Origin of the sequence: Flavobacterium sp. LPB0248, from assembly GCF_013388355.1 — a bacterium.
Classification (GTDB): Bacteria; Bacteroidota; Bacteroidia; order Flavobacteriales; family Flavobacteriaceae; genus Flavobacterium.
Genome location: NZ_CP058246.1, coordinates 3767811 through 3790399, shown reverse-complemented (window position 1 = coordinate 3790399; position 22589 = coordinate 3767811). Strand labels below are relative to the sequence as shown.

At 35.8% G+C, this 22589-nt stretch carries 17 protein-coding genes, 2 tRNA genes and 3 rRNA genes; 11 read left to right on the top strand and 11 right to left on the bottom strand.

Features of this window, described 5'->3' with window-relative positions; all coding sequences use genetic code 11:
- Window positions 1–110 precede the first annotated feature (110 nt).
- From pafA to LPB248_RS16115, 6 genes are all read right to left on the bottom strand, one after another.
- Window positions 111–1730: an alkaline phosphatase PafA gene (gene pafA / locus LPB248_RS16140; RefSeq protein WP_177212327.1), complete on the bottom strand. Its 1620-nt coding sequence runs from the start codon at window positions 1728–1730 to the stop codon at window positions 111–113.
- Between the two features lie 336 nt (window positions 1731–2066).
- Window positions 2067–2176, bottom strand: a 5S ribosomal RNA gene (rrf, locus tag LPB248_RS16135).
- Between the two features lie 149 nt (window positions 2177–2325).
- Window positions 2326–5206 (bottom strand): 23S ribosomal RNA (locus LPB248_RS16130).
- Window positions 5207–5336: 130 nt separating this feature from the next.
- A tRNA-Ala gene (locus LPB248_RS16125) sits at window positions 5337–5410 on the bottom strand.
- 107 nt (window positions 5411–5517) lie between these two features.
- Window positions 5518–5591 (bottom strand) — tRNA-Ile (locus LPB248_RS16120).
- A 127-nt stretch (window positions 5592–5718) separates the two neighbouring features.
- Window positions 5719–7232 (bottom strand): 16S ribosomal RNA (locus LPB248_RS16115).
- Together the 16S, 23S and 5S rRNA genes with 2 tRNA genes alongside form the textbook arrangement of a ribosomal RNA operon.
- Before the next feature lie 1110 nt (window positions 7233–8342).
- On the opposite strand from LPB248_RS16115, the gene thrS reads away from it, so the two are divergent.
- From thrS to LPB248_RS16060, 11 genes are all read left to right on the top strand, one after another.
- Window positions 8343–10289, top strand: a complete 1947-nt coding sequence (gene thrS, locus LPB248_RS16110; RefSeq protein ID WP_177212326.1) for a threonine--tRNA ligase — start codon at window positions 8343–8345, stop codon at window positions 10287–10289.
- Window positions 10290–10305: 16 nt separating this feature from the next.
- Window positions 10306–10860: a translation initiation factor IF-3 gene (gene infC / locus LPB248_RS16105; RefSeq protein ID WP_111286002.1), complete on the top strand. Its 555-nt coding sequence runs from the start codon at window positions 10306–10308 to the stop codon at window positions 10858–10860.
- Between the two features lie 99 nt (window positions 10861–10959).
- Window positions 10960–11157 carry a 50S ribosomal protein L35 gene (gene rpmI, locus LPB248_RS16100; protein WP_007810722.1) on the top strand — a complete coding sequence of 66 codons (198 nt, stop codon included), beginning with the start codon at window positions 10960–10962 and terminating at the stop codon, window positions 11155–11157.
- A gap of 100 nt (window positions 11158–11257) precedes the next feature.
- Window positions 11258–11602: a 50S ribosomal protein L20 gene (gene rplT, locus LPB248_RS16095; protein WP_008464948.1), complete on the top strand. Its 345-nt coding sequence runs from the start codon at window positions 11258–11260 to the stop codon at window positions 11600–11602.
- Window positions 11603–11743: 141 nt separating this feature from the next.
- The gene (locus tag LPB248_RS16090) at window positions 11744–12316 is read left to right on the top strand and encodes a Crp/Fnr family transcriptional regulator (protein WP_177212325.1); all 573 of its coding nucleotides are present in this window, start codon (window positions 11744–11746) and stop codon (window positions 12314–12316) included.
- Between the two features lie 79 nt (window positions 12317–12395).
- On the top strand, window positions 12396–12830 hold the full coding sequence (locus tag LPB248_RS16085) for a carboxymuconolactone decarboxylase family protein (RefSeq protein WP_177212324.1): 435 nt from the start codon (window positions 12396–12398) through the stop codon (window positions 12828–12830).
- Between the two features lie 167 nt (window positions 12831–12997).
- Complete coding sequence (locus LPB248_RS16080) at window positions 12998–14719, top strand: ATP-binding protein (protein ID WP_255462960.1); 1722 nt, start codon at window positions 12998–13000, stop codon at window positions 14717–14719.
- Complete coding sequence (locus tag LPB248_RS16075) at window positions 14719–16506, top strand: tetratricopeptide repeat-containing sensor histidine kinase (protein ID WP_177212323.1); 1788 nt, start codon at window positions 14719–14721, stop codon at window positions 16504–16506. Before LPB248_RS16080 ends, LPB248_RS16075 begins: the two co-directional genes overlap by 1 nt.
- An 8-nt stretch (window positions 16507–16514) precedes the next feature.
- A complete protein-coding gene (locus LPB248_RS16070; protein WP_177212322.1) occupies window positions 16515–17183 on the top strand; it encodes a response regulator in 669 nt (222 codons plus the stop codon).
- A 144-nt stretch (window positions 17184–17327) separates the two neighbouring features.
- The gene (locus LPB248_RS16065; RefSeq protein ID WP_160782925.1) at window positions 17328–17495 is read left to right on the top strand and encodes a hypothetical protein; all 168 of its coding nucleotides are present in this window, start codon (window positions 17328–17330) and stop codon (window positions 17493–17495) included.
- Between the two features lie 68 nt (window positions 17496–17563).
- The gene (locus LPB248_RS16060) at window positions 17564–18367 is read left to right on the top strand and encodes an endonuclease/exonuclease/phosphatase family protein (RefSeq protein WP_177212321.1); all 804 of its coding nucleotides are present in this window, start codon (window positions 17564–17566) and stop codon (window positions 18365–18367) included.
- A gap of 1 nt (window position 18368) precedes the next feature.
- Here LPB248_RS16060 and LPB248_RS16055 read toward each other — a convergent pair whose 3' ends face one another.
- The 5 genes from LPB248_RS16055 to LPB248_RS16035 form a co-directional block, all read right to left on the bottom strand.
- Window positions 18369–19628, bottom strand: a complete 1260-nt coding sequence (locus LPB248_RS16055) for an asparagine synthetase B (RefSeq protein WP_177212320.1) — start codon at window positions 19626–19628, stop codon at window positions 18369–18371.
- Window positions 19629–19973: 345 nt separating this feature from the next.
- On the bottom strand, window positions 19974–20639 hold the full coding sequence (locus LPB248_RS16050; protein ID WP_177212319.1) for a response regulator transcription factor: 666 nt from the start codon (window positions 20637–20639) through the stop codon (window positions 19974–19976).
- Between the two features lie 115 nt (window positions 20640–20754).
- A complete protein-coding gene (locus LPB248_RS16045; protein WP_177212318.1) occupies window positions 20755–21546 on the bottom strand; it encodes a sensor histidine kinase in 792 nt (263 codons plus the stop codon).
- Between the two features lies 1 nt (window position 21547).
- Window positions 21548–22192 (bottom strand): hypothetical protein, encoded by a 645-nt coding sequence (locus tag LPB248_RS16040; protein ID WP_177212317.1) that lies wholly within the window; start codon window positions 22190–22192, stop codon window positions 21548–21550.
- A gap of 24 nt (window positions 22193–22216) precedes the next feature.
- Window positions 22217–22564 carry a hypothetical protein gene (locus LPB248_RS16035; protein WP_177212316.1) on the bottom strand — a complete coding sequence of 116 codons (348 nt, stop codon included), beginning with the start codon at window positions 22562–22564 and terminating at the stop codon, window positions 22217–22219.
- Window positions 22565–22589 lie beyond the last annotated feature (25 nt).

The following is a 22589-nucleotide window of genomic DNA, read 5'->3' as shown; positions in this document are numbered from 1 at the left end:
AAGTGCTTACTAAAATCACTATTACAAAAGGCTTTTCTTAATTGAAAAGCCTTTTTTTATGGCATAAAAAAACCTGTCGCGAAGACAGGTTTTCAAAGCTTTATATTTTATTATTTTTTACTATCCAAAACTTCGGTCATAACTTTCGCTTCTGTTCCATTTGGAAACGTAACTTTAATTTTCTGCGCTATTGTTGGAGCAATCTCTGTAATAGCTTTCTTATCGTAAGATTCTCCCTTTTTAATATGCCAACCGTAGAAAATAGCAGGTACATGCGTATCATAACTATAAATTGTTCCATGTGATGTTCCTGTTGGTGTATACTCTATCATTCCGGGTTTATCTACAATAACCAAATCACCATTTTGTGTAACATCGTATCCTTTTGCTACAAAATTAAGAGCATAATCATTTCCAGCATTAGCTAAAATTTCCTCCTCAGTATAAACCTTTTTAACTTGTGGCTGAGTAATTAAAAACTTTTTAAAAGCATCTTTAACCTTATCAAGGTCAAATTTCTTGTCTTTAATGATTTGCTTATTGAAGAACACATTAAAATTTGAATAATTTTGAACCAAATCTACACCAAAAGTCTTCGTTGAAAAGTCCTGTAAGCTTTTCTTAACCTCTTTCGACGGATAATTATCCACATTATATTTACGGTCTTTTAAATAAATAACATTTTCGGCACCAGCATGATCAGCTGTTAAGAAAAGCAAATAATTTCCTTTCCCAACAGTTTTATCAAGATATGCTAAAAAATCAGCAATTGTTTGATCCAATCTCAAGTAAGTATCTTGAAGTTCCATAGATCTTGGTCCAAGTAAATGCCCAACGTAGTCTGTAGAAGAAAAACTAACAGTCAAAAAATCTGTAATATTATCTTTTCCTAATTCTTCTTTCTCAATAGCTCTTTTTGCAAACTCCGCTAACAAATCATTTCCAAAAGGCGTAGCTCTAATAACACCAGCGTCATTTTTCTCATACATTGATTTTAAATCGTACGGAAAAACTGGTGCAGCACTTCCGTATAATTTCCCTTCATACGGATTATTATCAGGAAGGCTTTCATTATAAACAGAAGCTGGTTTGTATAAATCCCAACCTTTATTGATATACTTTAAGTAGTTTTTCTCATTATTGAATTCGGTAACCCACTCAGGTAATTTCTCCCCATAAAAAGTACTAGAAATAAAAGAACCCGTTTTACTGTACCAAAATGCCCAATTTGCAAAATGACCAGCTGGTAATATAGCACCACGATCCTTTAAACTCATTCCGATAACTTTTCCAGTAAAATTAGTAGCCATTCTAACTTCATCAGTAATTGTAGTACTTTGAAGGTTTTTTGGAGACATGGCACCTTCTTCTGCCGTACCATCACCTACTGTTTTAACACCAGCATCGTCAGTACAGTACGTTTCTTTACCAAGCGTTCTGCTAAACCATTCGTTACCTACAATTCCGTGAATAGCAGGAGTTGTACCTGTGTAGATTGAAGCGTGTCCAGGAGCCGTATAAGTTGGCATATAATTGTAATGCATATTCTGGAAAGTAAATCCATCATTCATTAATCTTTTAAAGCCATTTGGAGAAAAATCATCTGAAAAACGATATAAATATTCCATTTTCATTTGATCCACAACTATACCCACAACTAACTTTGGACGTTGTTGCGCACTTAAACCTGTTACAGCAAGAAGCGCTAACAATAAAATATTTTTCTTCATATTTAAAAAGTAATTTAAACACAAAAATACTCATTCAAATCCAAAAAGTCTAAACTATCAATATTTAACCGCCAACAATTGACTATAATTTAACACTTATGGACTTTATAATTCAGATGCTTATGGCGTTTCCCTCCGGGCCGCGCTGTCCGCTGTATCTTTTGCGGGGGAAGGATAAGAAGGAAAGAGCTTTTAGGTGTCCCGCAAAAGGATGCCGCTTCCATCGCTAACGCGGCATACGGCCTATATGCGGCTATTGCCCCCTGCCTGCAGGCACCTTTTCCAAAACAGCCCAAAAACAGAAAACCCTATCCGATTTGGATAGGGTTTTCAAAAGAAAGGCGACGACATACTCTCCCACAATGATGCAGTACCATCTGCGCAGGCGGGCTTAACTTCTCTGTTCGGGATGGGAAGAGGTGAGCCCCGCCGCAATAACCACCTTAAGAAGTTACAATTGCTTTGGGCAATCTTTTCAATTAATAATTGACAATTTACAATTAATAATTAAAATAATATTTTAACATACTGAGATAAAGAAAAGAAGAATATTTTAGAAAGTTTCCTCCCCCGATTTTCATCGGGGGAAAAGGGCGTACATAAGCTTACGGATTATTAGTACTACTCGACTATGACATTACTGCCTTTACATCTGTAGCCTATCAACGTGGTCATCTTCCACGATCCTTAAAAGAAATCTCATCTTGTGGTGGGTTTCGCGCTTATATGCTTTCAGCGCTTATCCCTTCCCAACGTAGCTACTCTGCGGTGCCCCTGGCGGGACAACAGATACACTAGAGGTTAGTCCAATTCGGTCCTCTCGTACTAGAATCAGATCCACTCAAATTTCTAACGCCCGCAGTAGATAGAGACCGAACTGTCTCACGACGTTCTGAACCCAGCTCGCGTGCCACTTTAATGGGCGAACAGCCCAACCCTTGGGACCTTCTCCAGCCCCAGGATGTGACGAGCCGACATCGAGGTGCCAAACCCCCCCGTCGATATGAGCTCTTGGGGGAGATCAGCCTGTTATCCCCGGCGTACCTTTTATCCTTTGAGCGATGGCCCTTCCATGCGGAACCACCGGATCACTATGCTCTACTTTCGTACCTGATCGACCTGTATGTCTCTCAGTCAAGCTCCCTTATGCCATTGCACTCTACGCACGGTTACCAAGCGTACTGAGGGAACCTTTAGAAGCCTCCGTTACTCTTTTGGAGGCGACCACCCCAGTCAAACTACCCACCAAGCACTGTCCCCCACATTGCGGGGTTAGGCCTCAGATAAACAAAGGGTTGTATTTCAACAATGACTCCACAGCGCCTGGCGACGCCACTTCACAGTCTCCAACCTATCCTACACATCATTTATCCAAGGTCAATACTAAGCTATAGTAAAGGTGCACAGGGTCTTTTCGTCCCACTGCGGGTAAACGGCATCTTCACCGTTACTACAATTTCACCGAGCTCATGGCTGAGACAGTGTCCAGATCGTTACACCATTCGTGCAGGTCGGAACTTACCCGACAAGGAATTTCGCTACCTTAGGACCGTTATAGTTACGGCCGCCGTTTACTGGGGCTTCAATTCAATGCTTCTCCGAAGATAACATCTCCTCTTAACCTTCCAGCACCGGGCAGGTGTCAGGCCCTATACTTCATCTTACGATTTTGCAGAGCCCTGTGTTTTTGATAAACAGTCGCCTGGACCTCTTCACTGCGGCCCCGATTGCTCGGGGCGACCTTTCTCCCGAAGTTACAGGTCTATTTTGCCTAATTCCTTAGCCATGAATCTCTCGAGCACCTTAGGATTCTCTCCTCAACTACCTGTGTCGGTTTACGGTACTGGTTCTTATTGCCTGAAGTTTAGAGGTTTTTCTTGGAAGCCCTTAGGCGCACTATCTCTTTGTCCGAAGACTCCGAGTACTATCGCATTTCACCAGTCTCTACGGATTTGCCTATAGAGCCTATAGCTAGGTGCTTTAACGAACTATTCCGTCAGTTCGCGGCGCTTTCATCACTCCGTCACCCCATCACAGCAATAAGAAGTACGGGAATATTAACCCGTTGGCCATCGACTGTCCCTTTCGGGTTCGCCTTAGGTCCAGACTAACCCACAGCTGATTAGCATAGCTGTGGAAACCTTAGTTTTTCGGTGTGCGGGTTTCTCGCCCGCATTATCGTTACTTATGCCTACATTTTCTTTTCTGACCGGTCCAGCACCCCTTACGAGATACCTTCAGCCCTGTCAGAATGCTCCCCTACCACTTGCAGTTGCCTGCAAATCCATAGCTTCGGTAATATGCTTATGCCCGATTATTATCCATGCTCGTCCGCTCGACTAGTGAGCTGTTACGCACTCTTTAAATGAATGGCTGCTTCCAAGCCAACATCCTAGCTGTCTGGGCAGACAAACCTCGTTCTTTCAACTTAGCATATATTTGGGGACCTTAGCTGATGGTCTGGGTTCTTTCCCTCTCGGACTTGGACCTTAGCACCCAAGCCCTCACTGTTATCAATCATTATACAGCATTCGGAGTTTGTCAGGAATTGGTAGGCGGTGAAGCCCCCGCATCCAATCAGTAGCTCTACCTCTGTATAACTAAAATAACGCTGCACCTAAATGCATTTCGGGGAGTACGAGCTATTTCCGAGTTTGATTGGCCTTTCACCCCTACCCACAGGTCATCCGAAGACTTTTCAACGTCAACCGGTTCGGTCCTCCACTGTGTGTTACCACAGCTTCAACCTGCCCATGGGTAGATCACACGGTTTCGCGTCTAACACTACTGACTAAAGCGCCCTATTCAGACTCGCTTTCGCTGCGGATCCATGGCTTAACCACTTATCCTTGCCAGCAGCGTTAACTCGTAGGCTCATTATGCAAAAGGCACGCCGTCACCCCACTAAAGGGCTCCGACCGCTTGTAGGCGTATGGTTTCAGGATCTATTTCACTCCGTTATTCACGGTTCTTTTCACCTTTCCCTCACGGTACTGGTTCACTATCGGTCTCTCAGGAGTATTTAGCCTTAGCGGATGGTCCCGCCGAATTCAGACAGGGTTTCACGTGCCCCGCCCTACTCAGGATACCGCTATCCTTTACATTCATTACTTATACGAGGCTATCACTCTCTATGGCCCTGCTTTCCAGCAGATTCTAATTCTTCATGCAAGAAATGTCGCGGTCCTACAACCCCAGCAATGCCGTAACAATCCTGGTTTGGGCTAATCCGCGTTCGCTCGCCACTACTTACGGAATCACTTTTGTTTTCTTCTCCTCCGCCTACTTAGATGTTTCAGTTCAGCGGGTTTGCCCACCTATCGGTGTGCTATATCTTCAATATAGCGGGTTGCCCCATTCGGATATCTGCGGATCAATCTGTGTGTGCCAGTCCCCGCAGCTTTTCGCAGCTTATCACGTCCTTCATCGCCTCTGAGAGCCTAGGCATTCCCCATACGCCCTTATTTTGCTTATTGTACCAATCTTGTTACTTAAAACAAGACCGTTTTGTTTTGTTTTTTACAATAGAATTGTAAAAAACGCTTTCTACTTTCTTATTATTTTCTTATCTCAATATGTCAATGAACTTTTAAGCTTTCGCTTTCGTGGAGAATAACGGAGTCGAACCGTTGACCTCCTGCGTGCAAGGCAGGCGCTCTAGCCAGCTGAGCTAATCCCCCATTTTTCAATCTTAGATTGCAGAATTCAGATTTTAGATTTCTTAATTCTTCTCTAATTTCTTTTGGTGAATTCCAACTTCCAGAATTTCCTTTCTCAAGTCAAATAGTAGTCCCGGGCAGACTCGAACTGCCGACCCCTACATTATCAGTGTAGTACTCTAACCAGCTGAGCTACGAGACTCTGTTTTACTTAAGTTTTATCATTTTTTTTAAATTAACAGCAAGAGCAATACAATCTTCAATCCCAAACCTTTAGTCAGGCATCTTATTTCCCAAGCGTGCTTTTCAGCTAACACTTTGGGCTCTAGAAAGGAGGTGTTCCAGCCGCACCTTCCGGTACGGCTACCTTGTTACGACTTAGCCCTAGTTACCAGTTTTACCCTAGGCAGCTCCTTGCGGTCACCGACTTCAGGCACCCCCAGCTTCCATGGCTTGACGGGCGGTGTGTACAAGGCCCGGGAACGTATTCACCGGATCATGGCTGATATCCGATTACTAGCGATTCCAGCTTCACGGAGTCGAGTTGCAGACTCCGATCCGAACTGTGACCGGCTTTATAGATTCGCTCCCCCTCGCGAGGTGGCTGCTCTCTGTACCGGCCATTGTAGCACGTGTGTAGCCCAAGGCGTAAGGGCCGTGATGATTTGACGTCATCCCCACCTTCCTCACAGTTTGCACTGGCAGTCTTGTTAGAGTTCCCGACACTACTCGCTGGCAACTAACAACAGGGGTTGCGCTCGTTATAGGACTTAACCTGACACCTCACGGCACGAGCTGACGACAACCATGCAGCACCTTGTAAACTGTCTTGCGAAAGATCTGTTTCCAAATCGGTCAGTCTGCATTTAAGCCTTGGTAAGGTTCCTCGCGTATCATCGAATTAAACCACATGCTCCACCGCTTGTGCGGGCCCCCGTCAATTCCTTTGAGTTTCATTCTTGCGAACGTACTCCCCAGGTGGGATACTTATCACTTTCGCTTAGCCACTGAGATTGCTCCCAACAGCTAGTATCCATCGTTTACGGCGTGGACTACCAGGGTATCTAATCCTGTTCGCTACCCACGCTTTCGTCCATCAGCGTCAATCCACTGGTAGCAACCTGCCTTCGCAATTGGTATTCCATGTAATCTCTAAGCATTTCACCGCTACACTACATATTCTAGTTGCTTCCCAGTAATTCAAGTCCAGCAGTATCAATGGCCGTTCCACCGTTGAGCGATGGGCTTTCACCACTGACTTACCAGACCGCCTACGGACCCTTTAAACCCAATGATTCCGGATAACGCTTGGATCCTCCGTATTACCGCGGCTGCTGGCACGGAGTTAGCCGATCCTTATTCTTACGGTACCGTCAAGCTCCGACACGTCGGAGTGTTTCTTCCCGTACAAAAGCAGTTTACAATCCATAGGACCGTCATCCTGCACGCGGCATGGCTGGTTCAGGCTTGCGCCCATTGACCAATATTCCTCACTGCTGCCTCCCGTAGGAGTCTGGTCCGTGTCTCAGTACCAGTGTGGGGGATCTCCCTCTCAGGACCCCTACCCATCGTTGCCTTGGTAAGCCGTTACCTTACCAACTAGCTAATGGGACGCATGCTCATCTTTCACCGTTGTGACTTTAATTATAAAGTGATGCCACTCTATAATACTATGAGGTATTAATCCAAATTTCTCTGGGCTATCCCTCTGTGAAAGGCAGATTGCATACGCGTTACGCACCCGTGCGCCGGTCTCAAGCACCGAAGTGCTCTACCCCTCGACTTGCATGTGTTAAGCCTGCCGCTAGCGTTCATCCTGAGCCAGGATCAAACTCTTCATCGTATATTTTAATATTATTATTCGATGCTATTCCTATCGGTTCTTTTTCGAATCTCACGATTCTACTGCTCTTATTCTTCTGTCTCGTTTTAAACGAGACGGCTGTCAATTCAATATGTCTACGAACGTAATTTCTTTGTCTTTCGCTTATCTCTCAAAGCGGGTGCAAAACTAAAACTTCTTTTTGTTTCCTGCAAGAAAAACTTAAAAAAAATTTGAAGCTTTTTTTTCGCCTCATTCTCTCAATTCCTCTTCCAATCTTTCAATGAACTTTCCGTGTTTTGCGGGGTGCAAATGTAAAAAGCATTTTCTAATCTCGCAAGCTTTTCCGAATCTTTTTTTCTGAAAATTTCTTTCCTTCAGATCCTTCCTTCCTGCCAGTATTTCGAAGAGCACCTTTCGCTGTTGCGGGTGCAAAAGTAGAACCTTTTTCCGCTTTTCCAAGCTTTTTTACCGGGTTTTTCACATCTTTTTTCGCCTTTTTTCTTAACACTCTGATAACGGATGGTTTACACCTCAAAGTTTTTTGCCCTTCCGTAGCCTTTTTCTGAACTGCGCCGCGGTTTTCATGATTTCAGGACGTTTCCATCTGCAGATTTTATCGGATTTTTAGGCTCTAACCCTCTTTTTTGGAAAGAAGACAGCATTTAAGGCTTCCTTAAAACGCATTTTCTGATCCCGAAAAGCTGCAAAGGCGCCAAGTTTTCCCTTTTTGGGCTCTATTCTGCTTAGGATTCATCTTCACCAAACATCATTTCTTCTGAAAACCGATGCCCTAGCCCCGATAGGAGCGGAAATCCTTTTGCTTTTTTCTTTAAAAAGCAAAAGATTGGAGCGCATAGCGGGAAACAGCTCCCTATTAAGACACATGACAATTCAAAAACGCTTCAGCCGCGCTCAGCAGAACAATCGCAGCCATCAAGTCATGACTCATATATATTATATCAAAGCTTCTATACTTATATATGTACAAAAAGCAAACCCGATAGGATTTAAAAAAACGAAGGATTACAAAGGAAAAACGCTCTTACTCATAATAAAGCAATCTTCTACATATATATATTGTATGTATTTTTGTAATCATGTATATTTGCATTCACAAAATTATAAACAATGATCAAGATTACTTTACCCGATGGGTCAATTAGAGAGTTCGCTCAAGGCGTAACTCCAATGGAGGTCGCTAAAAACATTAGCGAAGGTTTTGCTAGAAACGTGATTTCTGCATCTTTTAATGGTACAACTATTGAAACCGAGACTCCATTGACGACCGACGGTAATCTTATACTATATACTTGGAATGATGCTGAAGGTAAAAAAGCTTTCTGGCATTCGACTTCGCACGTAATGGCTCAAGCTCTTGAGGAATTGTACCCAGGAATTAAATTAACTCTTGGACCTGCAATTGCTAATGGTTTCTATTATGATGTAGATTTTGAAGATCAGAAAATTTCTGAAGCTGATTTCAAAAAGATCGAAGACCGTATTCTTGAAATTGCAAGAGGAAAGTTTGATTTTAAAATGCGTCCAGTAACTAAAGCGGAAGCATTGGAAATGTATAAAGACAACGTTTACAAGACTGAATTAATTTCTAATCTTGAAGATGGGACTATCACATTTTGCGACCATGCTACTTTTACTGATTTATGTCGTGGTGGACATATTCCAAACACTGGAATTATCAAAGCCGTAAAAATCATGAGCGTTGCTGGTGCTTACTGGAGAGGTGATGAGAAAAACAAACAGTTAACTCGTGTTTACGGAACTTCTTTCCCTAAACAAAAAGATTTGACTGAATATCTTGAACTTCTTGAAGAAGCAAAACGTCGTGATCACCGTAAATTAGGAAAAGAACTTGAATTGTTTGCTTTCTCTCAAAAAGTGGGACAAGGTTTACCATTATGGCTGCCTAAAGGTGCTGCTTTAAGAGATCGTTTGGAGCAATTTTTAAAGAAAGCGCAAAAGAAAGCTGGATACGAGCAAGTTGTTAGTCCGCACATTGGTCAAAAGGAACTTTATGTAACTTCTGGTCACTATGCTAAATATGGAGCTGATAGTTTCCAACCAATTCATACGCCAGCAGAAGGTGAAGAATTTTTATTAAAACCAATGAACTGCCCTCACCACTGTGAGATTTACAATGTAAGACCTTGGTCATATAAGGATTTACCTAAGCGTTATGCTGAATTTGGAACTGTTTATAGATACGAGCAATCTGGTGAATTACATGGTTTAACACGCGTTAGAGGATTTACTCAAGATGACGCACATATTTTCTGTACTCCAGAACAATTGGATGAAGAGTTCAAAAAAGTAATTGACCTTGTATTATATGTATTTGGTTCATTAGGTTTTGAAAACTTTACAGCTCAAATCTCATTACGAGATCAGGAAGACAGAGAAAAATACATTGGTACAGATGAAAATTGGGAGAAAGCCGAAAATGCTATCATCAATGCAGCAAAAGACAAAGGTCTTAATACTGTTGTAGAATATGGTGAAGCTGCATTTTATGGTCCGAAACTAGATTTCATGGTAAAAGATGCTTTGGGAAGACAATGGCAATTAGGAACAATTCAGGTAGATTATAACTTACCTGAGCGTTTTGAATTGACTTACAAAGGTGCTGATAATGAATTACATCGCCCTGTTATGATTCACAGAGCTCCTTTTGGATCTATGGAACGTTTTATAGCAATTTTACTAGAGCATACAGCAGGAAATTTCCCACTTTGGCTAATGCCTGAGCAGGCTATTATCTTGTCTTTGAGCGAGAAATACGAAAATTATGCTAAAAAAGTTTTAGATTTGCTAGAAAATCACGAAATTCGCGCCCTAATTGACAACCGAAACGAAACTATCGGTAAGAAAATTAGAGATGCAGAGATGCAGAAAATTCCATTTATGCTTATCGTTGGTGAGGAAGAAGAGAAAAACGGTACAATTTCTATTCGCCGTCACGGACAAGAAGGAAAAGGCAATATCACAGTTTCTATCGAAGAATTTGCTTCGATTGTAGACGAAGAAATAAAAAAGACATTAAAAGTATTTACAGTTTAACTTAAATTAGAAAGTCATAGCAATAAAAAGTAACAGAGGTTTTCAACCTCGAGTAGAAAAAAAAGATGCGCACAGAATAAACAATCTTATTCGTGTTCCTGAAGTACGTCTTGTAGGTGAAAACATTGAACCTGGGGTTTTTAAAATAGCAGACGCGTTACGTTTAGCTGATCAGCTTGAGCTGGATTTGGTTGAAATTTCGCCAAACGCTGAACCACCGGTTTGTAAAATCATGGACTACAAGAAATTTGTTTACGAACAAAAGAAAAGAGATAAAGCATTAAAAGCTAAATCTTCTCAGGTTGTTGTAAAAGAGATTCGATTTGGTCCTCAAACTGATGAGCATGATTATGAATTTAAGAGAAAGAACGCTGAAAAATTCTTAAAAGAAGGAGCTAAATTAAAGGCTTTTGTATTCTTTAAAGGACGTTCTATCATCTACAAAGATCAAGGTCAGATTCTATTATTACGTCTTGCTCAGGATTTAGAAGAACATGGTAAAGTTGAAGCTATGCCTGTTTTGGAAGGAAAGAGAATGATTATGTTCATTGCTCCGAAGAAAAAGAAATAGTGTTCCGTTTTCAGTCTCAGTGTTCAGTCAGAGAACTTGAAACTTTAAACCTGAAACAAAAAAATAAGTAAGTAAGAATAAATTAAAACACTAGGAAAAATGCCTAAAATGAAAACAAAATCTAGCGCTAAGAAACGTTTTAAAGTTACTGGCTCTGGAAAAATTAAAAGAAAGCATGCTTTTAAAAGTCACATCTTGACTAAAAAATCTAAAAAACGTAAATTAGCTTTGACACACTCAGCGCTAGTTCACTCAACAGATATGAAAAGCATCAAACAACAATTAAGAATTATCTAATAATTCTTTAGGTTAAAAAATTATTTATATAACCTTGGAGTATGGCTTTAAGTTCCTTTGATTTAATTCAGGACGCCTGCTACAAAAACACATTAAAATTATGCCAAGATCGGTAAATTCAGTTGCTAAAAGAGCAAGAAGAAAAAAAATAATGAAGCAAGCCAAAGGTTTCTTTGGAAGACGTAAAAACGTTTGGACAGTTGCTAAGAATGCAGTAGAGAAAGCGATGAGCTACGCTTACCGCGATAGAAAACAAAACAAAAGAAATTTCCGTTCATTATGGATTCAACGTATCAACGCTGGAGCTAGATTAGAAGGAATGTCTTATTCTCAATTCATGGGGAAAGTTAAAGCTAACGGAATCGAATTGAACCGTAAAGTTCTTGCAGATTTAGCTATGAACCACCCAGAAGCTTTCAAAGCTATTCTTAATAAAGTAAAATAAACGTTTTATAAACTCAATTTAAGATTACTTACTTATTATAAAAGAAACCATTCGTTAACTCGAATGGTTTTTTTGTTTTTACAACAAGTTTTGGTTAAGTACCAATTAATGAATTACTTTTACTTTAAAGTAACTAAAAAAATGCAAAACGCACTTATTCTTCATATTCAAAAGTTTATTGATCTCGCACATTCTGAGATTGATTTATTAGAATCTTGTCTTAATCTTTCGCAGATTAAGAAAAAAGAACATGTACTGCATGAAGGCCAAATCTGCAATACCATGTATTTTATTGTAAAAGGCTGTATGCGTCAATATATAATCAATTCTAAAGGTACTGAGCAAACACTTCAATTTGGAATTGAAAACTGGTGGATTACTGATTATTTGAGTTACCACAATCATATCCCATCAAGCTTTTATTTGCAAGCAGTAGAAAACTCAGAAGTTATTGCTATTGACAAAAACGTTTTGGAGTCGTTACTAATTGAAATTCCAAATCTTGAAAGATACTTTAGAATCGTTACTCAAAAAAGTTTTGGCGCAACACAAATGCGAATTAAATTCTTGTTCACAATGTCTGCCGAAGAAAGATATCATCATTTTAATGACAACTTCCCAGATTTTGTGCAACGCGTTCCTCAATACATGCTTGCCTCCTACTTAGATTTTTCTGCGGAATTTATGAGTAAAATAAGAGCGGGAAAAGTCTGATTTGAATTTCTTGAAGTAGTTCAAGTTTTTAAAATTATTGATTACTGACCTTTGTAATGAACTTTTAAAACATATAAAAATGAAATCAAGAATTGTTATCCCACAGGTTGCTCCAGAAGCTTATCAAGCCATGTTAGGTTTAGAAAAATATATTGCATCAACATCATTATCTCCAGTGCACAAAGAATTAATCAAAATTAGAGCGTCGCAAATAAATGGATGTGCTTATTGTATCAACATGCATACTGCTGATGCTCGAAAATTAGGTGTTACAGAAGAACGCATCTATTTATTGAGCGCCTGGCGTGAAGCTGATTTTTACTCTGAAGAAGAAAAAGCAATATTGGCTTTGACCGAAGAAATTACTTTAATAAGCAATCACGTTTCTGAAGAAGTTTATCAAAATGCAGCCAAATTATTTGACGAAAAATACCTTGCCGAAATTATTTTAGCGATTATCACAATTAATGCTTGGAATAGAATAGGAATTGCAACAGGAATGCGTGCGTCATAATTTATAAAGAGAATATTTACAACCTTTTAGCATCTGAAAGCCCTTATACAAAAAGGGCTTTTCGTATTTATTTAATAATCAGAATTAAAAAAAATAAAGATTGAAAATAATTGAAAATACCGTATTTATACTCTTTCATGGTTTCTGGAATTATTTATTTTTGGCGCATGATACCAAAAGGAATACCATTTTTACTTTATACAATTCTAATTTTTACACTTTTTTTTGCCTGTCAGAAGAGAAAAAACTTTACAGCAGACAATCCAAATAATACGGTCAAAATAGAGAAAATTATTAATGAAGCTGATTCATTTTACAAGAATAAAAAGTTTGATAGCGCATTTTATTTTTACAACAGAGCTAGAACGAAATGCAATCCAAACGAAGATGCCAAAAACTACGTTTACTGCATGTACTACATGGCCGAAATCCAACAAGACCACGAAGATTTTATTGGAAGCACTAAGACTGCAACAGAGGTAATTCCTTATTTAAATAAAATTAAAGATCCAAATCACAAATGGAATATTTACAGTGTTTTAGGCAGGAACTATTATTACACTTATGATTATCCAAATGCAATTTACTATTATTCTAAAGCATTTGCTTTGAAAGTAGACAGAATCAATGTGCTTGAAGCAAAAAACAATATTGCCACTATTTATCTCAACCAAGGCAAATACAATAAAGCATTGCAAATTTTCTTATCAATAAGCAAAGAAAAAATTGTACAGCAAAAACCAATATACTATTCCAAAATACTCGATTATATTGGCATTTGTTATTTCAAACTCAAGAATTCGAAAGCTTTGGCTTTTTTTCAAAAGAGCATACAAATAAACTCTGAAGCAAAACACGAAGATGGTTTAGGCAAAACATACTATAATCTTGCCAAATATTATCGCAACAATAAGGCTTTATCGATGATGTATGCCAAATTAAGCTATAAAAACTACACATTGTCCGGCAATACCAATGATCGCTTATTAGCTTTAAAATATATTATAGAAAATACTGTTTCTCCTGCAGAGACAAAAGAAAAGGCTCTTCTTTACATAAAAGAGAATCGTCACATTTATGCCTTCCGACAAAAAGCAAAAAATCAATTTGCAAAAATGAAATATGATTCTAAAAGAGAAAAAGATGAAAACTTAAAACTAAAGGCTCACAAAATCAAAAGCGAACTTCAATTAGAAAAACAGGAAAGCAAAAATATTATTTCATATATCATAATCATATTTGCATCATCCTTGATCGTATTTATTTATTACTATTTAACTGCACGAAATAATCGTCAAAAATTTGAAGCAACTTATCAAAGTGAAACGCGAATTTCAAAAAAACTGCATGACGAATTAGCTAATGATATTTATCATACGCTAGCTTTTGTTGAGAATAGGAATCTTTCTGCTGAAGAAAACCGAAATCATTTACTGAAAAAGCTAGATGATATTTATTCTCGAACAAGAGATGTATCGATGGAAAATCATTCGATTTTGAGCAGTCAAAATTTTATAATTTCACTTAAAGAGATGATTTCTGGATTTAATACGCCTCAAATGAACCTCCTAATAAATGGATTAGATGAAATTTCATGGGATCTATTGGATGAAATTAAAAAAGTATCTGTTTACAGAACTATTCAAGAATTGTTGGTAAACATGAAAAAACATAGTAACGCCACTTTGGTCGCCGTAACTTTTAAGAAAAGAGACAATACTATTATAATCAATTATACTGACAACGGCAAAGGAATTGATTCAAACAAAATGGTACACAAAAATGGCTTGCATAATATTGAGAATCGAATTCTAGCCATAAAAGGCAAGGTCGAAATTCATTCAGATTTTGGAAAAGGTTTTAAGGTTTTAATTAAATTTCCTGCGTAATGATTAAAAACCTGCATCCCCTTTTTCAAAAAAAAATCATTCTTTTTTGTCTGCTAATCATTAGTTTGATTCTAGCAATTCTTTTTTTCATACAGTTTTCTGGAACAGAACAACAACAAAAGAAATACCTAAAAGTCGACCGCACAATTAAAATAAAAAAAACATTAGAAAAAGCACATACTTTTTTTAATGATGGAAAATTTGATAGCGCTTATTTCTACTTTAACAAAACGCAATTGCTATGTGAGCCAAAAGAAGATTATCCAGATGCATATGTTGAATCATTAAACTACATAGTTGAAATCTTGCAACGATATGGCAATTTTTACGAAGCAGAAACAACACTTATAAAAGCATTTCCTTATTTAGAAAAAACATCTAGTAAAAAGTATGCCATCAATGCTTACACGTTTATGGCTTACAACTATTCTTATACTTATAATAACGAAAAGGCACTATACTATCATAGAAAAGCTTTAAAAACAGCAATATCCACATTTAGAAAAGCACGAATATTATCTGAAATTGCATTTGTTTATGTTCAACAAGAAAAATATCAAGAAGCTAAAGACATATTAGAGCCAATATCTAAGTGCAAAATTGCAGATAAAATCACACCTTCAAATACAAACATTGTACGTTCAGCCATATTGTATAATTTAGCTCTTTCCTACATAGGCCTTGGAAATCATAAAGAACAAGCTTTAAAGTGCCTTGACGAAAGTTTAGAATTAACTATTCCATATAACAATGATTTTGAGCTAATTGCCAACTATTTTGGTTATTATAAATATTACTCAAAATACTATAATCCAGAACTAAAAAAATTTTATGCAGAGAAATCATATTATGCTGCAAAACGAGCAAAATCAGTTGGAAATGAGATCGACAGATTAGGCGAACTAATTGAAATGGACAAGCCTGAAAATTCAAAAAAACTCTGGAAAATTTTTACTAGAAAAAATGATAGCCTCTCTTTAAGCAGAAAAATGGCAAAAAATCAATTTGCTGATTTAATATACGCCTCACAGAAAGATAAAAACGAAAACTTTGAACTCAAAAATCAAAAAGCAGAAAAAGAGTTACAATTGCAAAGACAAAAAAACAGAAGTTATATTTCTTATGTTGTAATTTCTTTAAGCCTATTTATTATACTTTTTTTAATATTTTATATTACTACTAAAGGCAAACGAGAAAAGAACGACATTATCCTTAAAAGTGAAATGAGAATATCTCAGAAACTGCATAGTGAGCTTAACTCAAATATATATCAAACATTATTATTTGTTCAGAATAACAATGTAGAAAACAAGGAAGATAAAGAAAAACTGTTGAATAATTTAAATAATATCTATTCGAAAACTCGAAATATATCGCGAGAAAACAGCAAAGTTCCTATTGACGATCGATACTTGTCTGTCTTGAAGGAAATGATTTCGGAATATAAAACTCAAGATGTAAATATTATCCTTAATGGCTTAGACTCAATTTCTTGGAATAAAGTTGACAAGAATAAAAAAATAATACTCTACCGAATTTTACAAGAATTATTATTCAATATGAAAAAATCTAATAGTTCAAGTTTAGTAAGTATTGTTGCTAAAGAAATAGACAAAAACTTAATAATTTATTATACTGATAACAGCAGTGAAATTACATCAGAAAATAATATTTTAGAAAAAAGACTACAAAATGTGGAAAACCGTATTAAAACAATAAAAGGAACTCTTAATTTTGACACCAACTTGCAAAGAGGTTTTAAAATTAATTTCAAATTCCCAATATAACCCAATATATGTTTAAAAAAGTTTTAGTTGCCGAAGATTTAGATAGTATCAGCATTGCAGTAGTTCAAGTACTTGAAGAGTTACAAGTTCCAGTAATTAACCATGTGAAATATTGCGACGAAGGCTTGCTTAAAATAAAAAAAGCATTGGCTGATAATGAACCTTATGATTTATTGATTACAGACTTATCATTTAAATCTGATCACAGAAAAGTAAGCTTAAATAGTGGCGATGAACTTATTGAGGCCATAAATACAGTGCAACCAAACCTAAAAAAAATTGTTTTTTCTATAGAAGATAAAAGTTATAGAATTAAAACACTTTTCAACGAATTAGGTATTAATGCTTATGTTTCTAAAGGAAGAAATAGTATTTCAGAATTACGAAATGCAATTGAAAGTACATTTAATAATGAAGAAAAAATACTTTCTTCTGATTTGTCTTTTAGTTTTAACGATAAGTCGTTAATCGAAATTGAATCATATGATATTTCAATCTTAAAACTTTTATCACAAGGATACATTTTAGAAAGCATTTCTAAAGAGTTTAAAGATTTATCGATAACTCCTAACGGAACAAGCAGTATCGAAAAAAGAATAAATAAACTAAAAATTTACTTTAAAGCCAATAACAATGTGCATTTGATTGCAATCGCAAAAGATTTCGGTTTGGTGTAATTTTCACAGTCCTTTACGGGTTTCCGTAAGGATTACATTTTTCATACCGCTAAATTTGTGATAATCTATTAACCCACCATGAAACCGAAAAGTAAAGCGAGTATTATATTCTCCAAAATTAATACTACACAAAATAAAATTATCATGAAAACAATGTTACTTTGCCTATTTTTATCCATTAGTTTTGCGTTTGTTTCTGAAAAAACAGGCTGGCTAGAAATTGACTGGAAAATAATATTTATTCCAGCATTATTAGTATTGCAAATTATAATTATCGGAACGGCCTTAAAAAACCGCTATAAAAAACATTAATTAATTTTAAGAAAGGCTTGATTATTGCTGGAAGAGAAGATTTATATTTTATTCCATTACATTTTCGTATGAAAAGAAATCTCAGCCTCCTATTAATATTCTTTACATTTTTATCTTTTTCGCAAACCAAAGTTTTATCTTGGAATATAGAGAACTTTGGTAAATCTAAATCTGATATCCATTTAAATTATATTGCCAAAACAATATCCAGCTATGATATTGTTGCAATTCAAGAAGTGGTAGCCGGAAATGGAGGCGCTCAAAGTGTTGCAAAACTTGCATCATTACTTAATCAAAAAGGAAATAATTGGGATTACAGAATAAGTGATCCAACCTCTAGCAGTAGTTATAAAACAGAACGCTATGCATTTATTTGGAAAACTCATAAAGCTAAATTAAAAAATAGGCCTTGGCTGGAGAAAAAATTTAGTGTAGAAATTGATCGGGAACCCTATTTTGCTACGTTTGAAATTAATAAAAAGACCATAACCCTAGTCAATTTTCATGCAATAACACAAAAAAAGCAACCCGAAACAGAAATCAAATATTTCAAATTCTTACCAAACCAATATCCCGATTTTAATCTTGTTTTCTTAGGCGATTTTAACTGTCCCGAAAAACACACTGTTTTCAATCCGTTAAAAAAAATGGGGTACGCGTCTGTATTAAAAAATCAGAAGACAACTCTTAAACATAAATGTAAAAATGGTATCTGCCTAGCATCTGAATTTGATAATATATTCTACAAAACAACTAACTTAAAAGTCAGCAATTCTGGAATTATTAAATTTTACGAAGATTTTGATTCACTGCAGAATGCAAGAAAAGTATCCGATCATATTCCGATCTGGTTTGAATTTTCTTTAAACTAATTTAAGTTTTAAGCTTCTTTTTTCTAGCAGCAGGAAACAAAACATTATTTAAAATCAACCTATATCCTGGCGAATTAGGGTGTAAATCTAAAACTGTTGGAGGATCTCCGACCTGGTGCTGAAAATCTTCTGGATCATGTCCGCCAAAAAAAGTAAACATTCCTTTACCTTTTTCTCCATGAATATATCTTGATTCACCATTTAATTCACAGGTTCCCATAATCAAGATATTCGATTTTATTAGTGAAGTATCAAATGAAGTGGTCTGTCCCATGAATCCTTTTACCAATTGTGTATGGTTTTGGCATAACATACTCGGAATCGGGTCCCATTTTGCAGAAAATTCCATTAGAGTAAAATAATCTTTCTCCATCACTATTCTCCTTTTTGTGGTCATATCGATATCTGAAAATTCATAAACCTCAGGTCTTCGCTCTAAAGTAAAGTTCTTGAAGGCAAAAGAATTATTATAGTTTAATTTTGACTGATAATTAGATTCACTTGGATCTCCGTCAAACATAGCTTCGCAAATATCTACTCCATCGGCAGCAAGAGCAATATCAAAACTATCTGTAGCAGAACACATAGCAAACATAAAGCCTCCTCCAATTACAAAATCTCTAATTTTTTTTGCAACTGCTCCTTTCTCTTGAGACACTTTTGCATATCCTAATTTTGCAGCTAAGGCTTCAGCATCTTTTTTTTGATCAATATACCAGGGTGTGTTTTTGTAGGCAGCATAGAATTTTCCGTATTGTCCCGTAAAATCTTCGTGATGCAGATGTAACCAATCATACATTAATAATTGATCACTTAAAACTTCTTCGTCATAAATTGGAGTAAAAGGAATCTCTGCATAAGTCAAAACCAAAGTCACCGCATCATCCCAAGGTTGTTTTCCTTTTGGAGTATAAACTGCAATTTTTGGTGCCTTTTCTAAAATCACCGATTCCATATTTTGAGAAGGACTCGATATTTCATTTAAAATAGAACCTTGTTCACTATCTGAGATTATCTCAAAGCTCACTCCTCGTATTTTACATTCTTTTCTAATCTCGTCAGCATCAGGAAGTAAAAAAGACCCTCCACGGTAATTTAAAAGCCAACTCGCTTTATAATCCCGACTTAAGCACCAATAAGTAATTCCGTATGCTTTTAAATGATTTTGCTGTGTTGTTTCGTCCATCGGAAGTAAGATAAACGAAGCTCTTGAACTAAATGTAACTAATAGTATAAAAAAGTAGAGTAAACTCTTATTCATCAGAAAATTATTTTAGTAAAGATATAAAAGGCTGCCACAAAAACAGAATGCTTACAGCCATTTCTAGCATAATAGAATGTTAAAATAAATTATCTTGAAAAAAATGACTTCCTACAACTATAAAAACAGGTAAAAACACCTATACTCTGATAAAATATTCTATCTACATTTGCTATCCCAGGTTTATAAAGCTAATCGCTGTAAAAACAACCATTATGAAATTTAATGACAGTAATAACCAACAAAAGGGTTTAAATGTAATTCAGAAAATAGGATTATGTGTTCTTGTAGTCACAATTATATTATATTATGTATTGTCAATACAGTTTTTGACAGCATAATTTTTTAAATCGTTAAGACTGCTAATTCATTTTGAATCGCGTAAACAACTAAACCAGCAATATTTCGCGATTCTGTTTTAAGCAATAAATTATTCCTATGTCCCTCAATGGTTCTTGGGCTTAAAAAAAGATGTTCTGCAATTTCTGCGGTAGTTTTCTGCTGACAAATTAATTGCAGAATTTCTATTTCACGTGGCGAAAGAAAATTAGTTTCTAAACCGCCTCTTGTATTTTTAGGAGAAACAATGGTTTCTTGAATTGTCTTTAAAACATTTTCGTTGTAGTAGAATCCTTTTTTTGCTACTTCGTTGATCGTATGAATTAAATCTTTTGGAGTAGTATTTTTAATTAAGTAAGCTACTGCTCCAACTTGAATCATATTTGCAATAAACGATTTGGTATCGTAACTGGTTAATGCAATAATCTTAATCTCGGGAAACGTTTTTCTTATAATTCTAGTGGCTTCGACTCCATTTAAGACTGGCATCTTTAAGTCCATCACTATTATATCAGGTTTTATTTCTCTTTCATTCAGTTGTGAAATAAGCTCATCTCCGTTTTCGGCTTCAAAGAGAATATCTATATTTTCTTCTCTCTGCAATAAAAAAGAAATTCCTTTTCGAAACAGAATTTCATCATCAACTAGAGCAATTTTAATAGCAGAATTCATCTTATTTGTTTTTGGTCGTTTAATTTGGTTTGTCGAAATTACAAAATATGATTTAGATAAAGTCTAAATGCTCCATTTTATCGACTAAAAACCTTAATAAAACACATAATTCTACCTAAAAAGTAAAATTTACAACAATACCATTATTAATTTCAGAACTAATTTCTATTGTTCCTTGCAAAAATGATATTCGACTGTCGATATTTTTCATTCCTAAGCCTTTTTGATTTTCATCATTTGAGCTATCAAACCCAACACCGTTATCCTTATAATCACAAGTATTTATTCCATCTATATTAGCAAATGAAATCCATATCTCAGATGCTTTTCCATGACGGATAGAATTATTCATAAGTTCCTGAAGAATTCTAAAAACATGTAAATGTCGATCTATCTCTTTCTCGTCAAAATCAATTTTATTTTCATAATGCGTTTTGACAGATTTACTGCTTTCAAATTCTCCGCACAACTCTTCAATACCCGCACTTAGACCAAATTTTTCAAAAACTGGAGGCAGTAAATTATGCGCAATTTTTCTAGAATTATCCAATGCCTTTGTTGTCAGAGCAATTATATTTTCTGTAATTTCTGCAGTTTCTGCTTCTGTGAGGTTTGGAGCCGTAAGTAAATGACTATTTAAAGAAACAATGTTCAATTTTGAGCTAATATCATCATGAAGATCTTGTGCAATTCTTTTGCGTTCTTCTTCTTGAGTTACAATAATAGCATGCAATTGTTCTTTTTGGTATCGAAGTATTAAATCTATCTTTTCTAGTTCCTTTTGGATGATTTTTTTTCTAGAAAAATAAAAGAATATAATTAGTGCGACTGCAACAATTATAAAAAACAAAGAGATATATAATATTATGGCTACGAGCTCTTTCTCAGAAATATGACTTGCATTCATATTATTTAGATTGTTCTTTTAAAAAACTTACTTTATAAAAGCTCTTTATCCATTCAAACAAGAAAACCAGATAATAAATAATAAGCAGAAAAGCATTTAATTGCCAGCTTAGATATTTTAAATCAGCACTTAATCCTGTAGAAAGATTACCAATCAAAAATAATACTGTACTAGCTAATAGGTAAAAAACTATCCCCATACTTATATAATAGTATTTTTTGTTCTCTGTCAGCATATTATAAAAATGCACAAGTGCAAAAACAACAATCAGCAAGGAAGTTAAAGTGATTCCGAATAAATTAAATTTTAAAAACTGACTAGAATCTGTCACAAATTGTATTAATAAAATCAATAAAGCAATTATTAATGAGGCTTTAACAAATATTTTTTGAGCTTTATTATAAAATAGCGAATTGTAAAAAAGTCCCAGTATAATCATTTGTCCTATAAAAAAAATATTAACAAGAAATAAATTATTCATACCCAAATGATACACCAGTTCCATTGAAAACTGAAGGACTGTAGAAAAAGCCAAATACGAAACAAAAAAAACATTAGCTTTTTCCTTTCGGAAAAAGCTAAATGTATATAGTATAAGATTAATCAATAAAATCAAATAACTTGAATATATTAAAAAATCAGCCATTTTTGGAAAAATTTAGTTTAAAAATCAAAAAGGTGGGCTAGGGCGTGCACCATCATAAACTACATCTCCACCGCCTACTTCTCCATCTCCTTCTCCTATACCGTAAACATTAATCCATTTTTTAGTTGCCGGATCATAATTAGCCCCTACGAAAAGTAATGTCTTTTCTTTTTGATCATTTATTCCCAAATAAGCCCAAACAGCTTCTGTATTAAGATCAAGCACTTTTTTCAAACTTTCTTTTGGGATTAAGAAAGCTTTTACTTTTTTCTTAGAGTCTTCGACTGCACTATCGTCGATATATCTCTGCTCCCACTCGTTTGCAGTTGTTACAGGAATCTGGATAGGTCCTGGAAAGGTTTCTTCATTCATAATTTAAATTTGTTATTGGTTAATA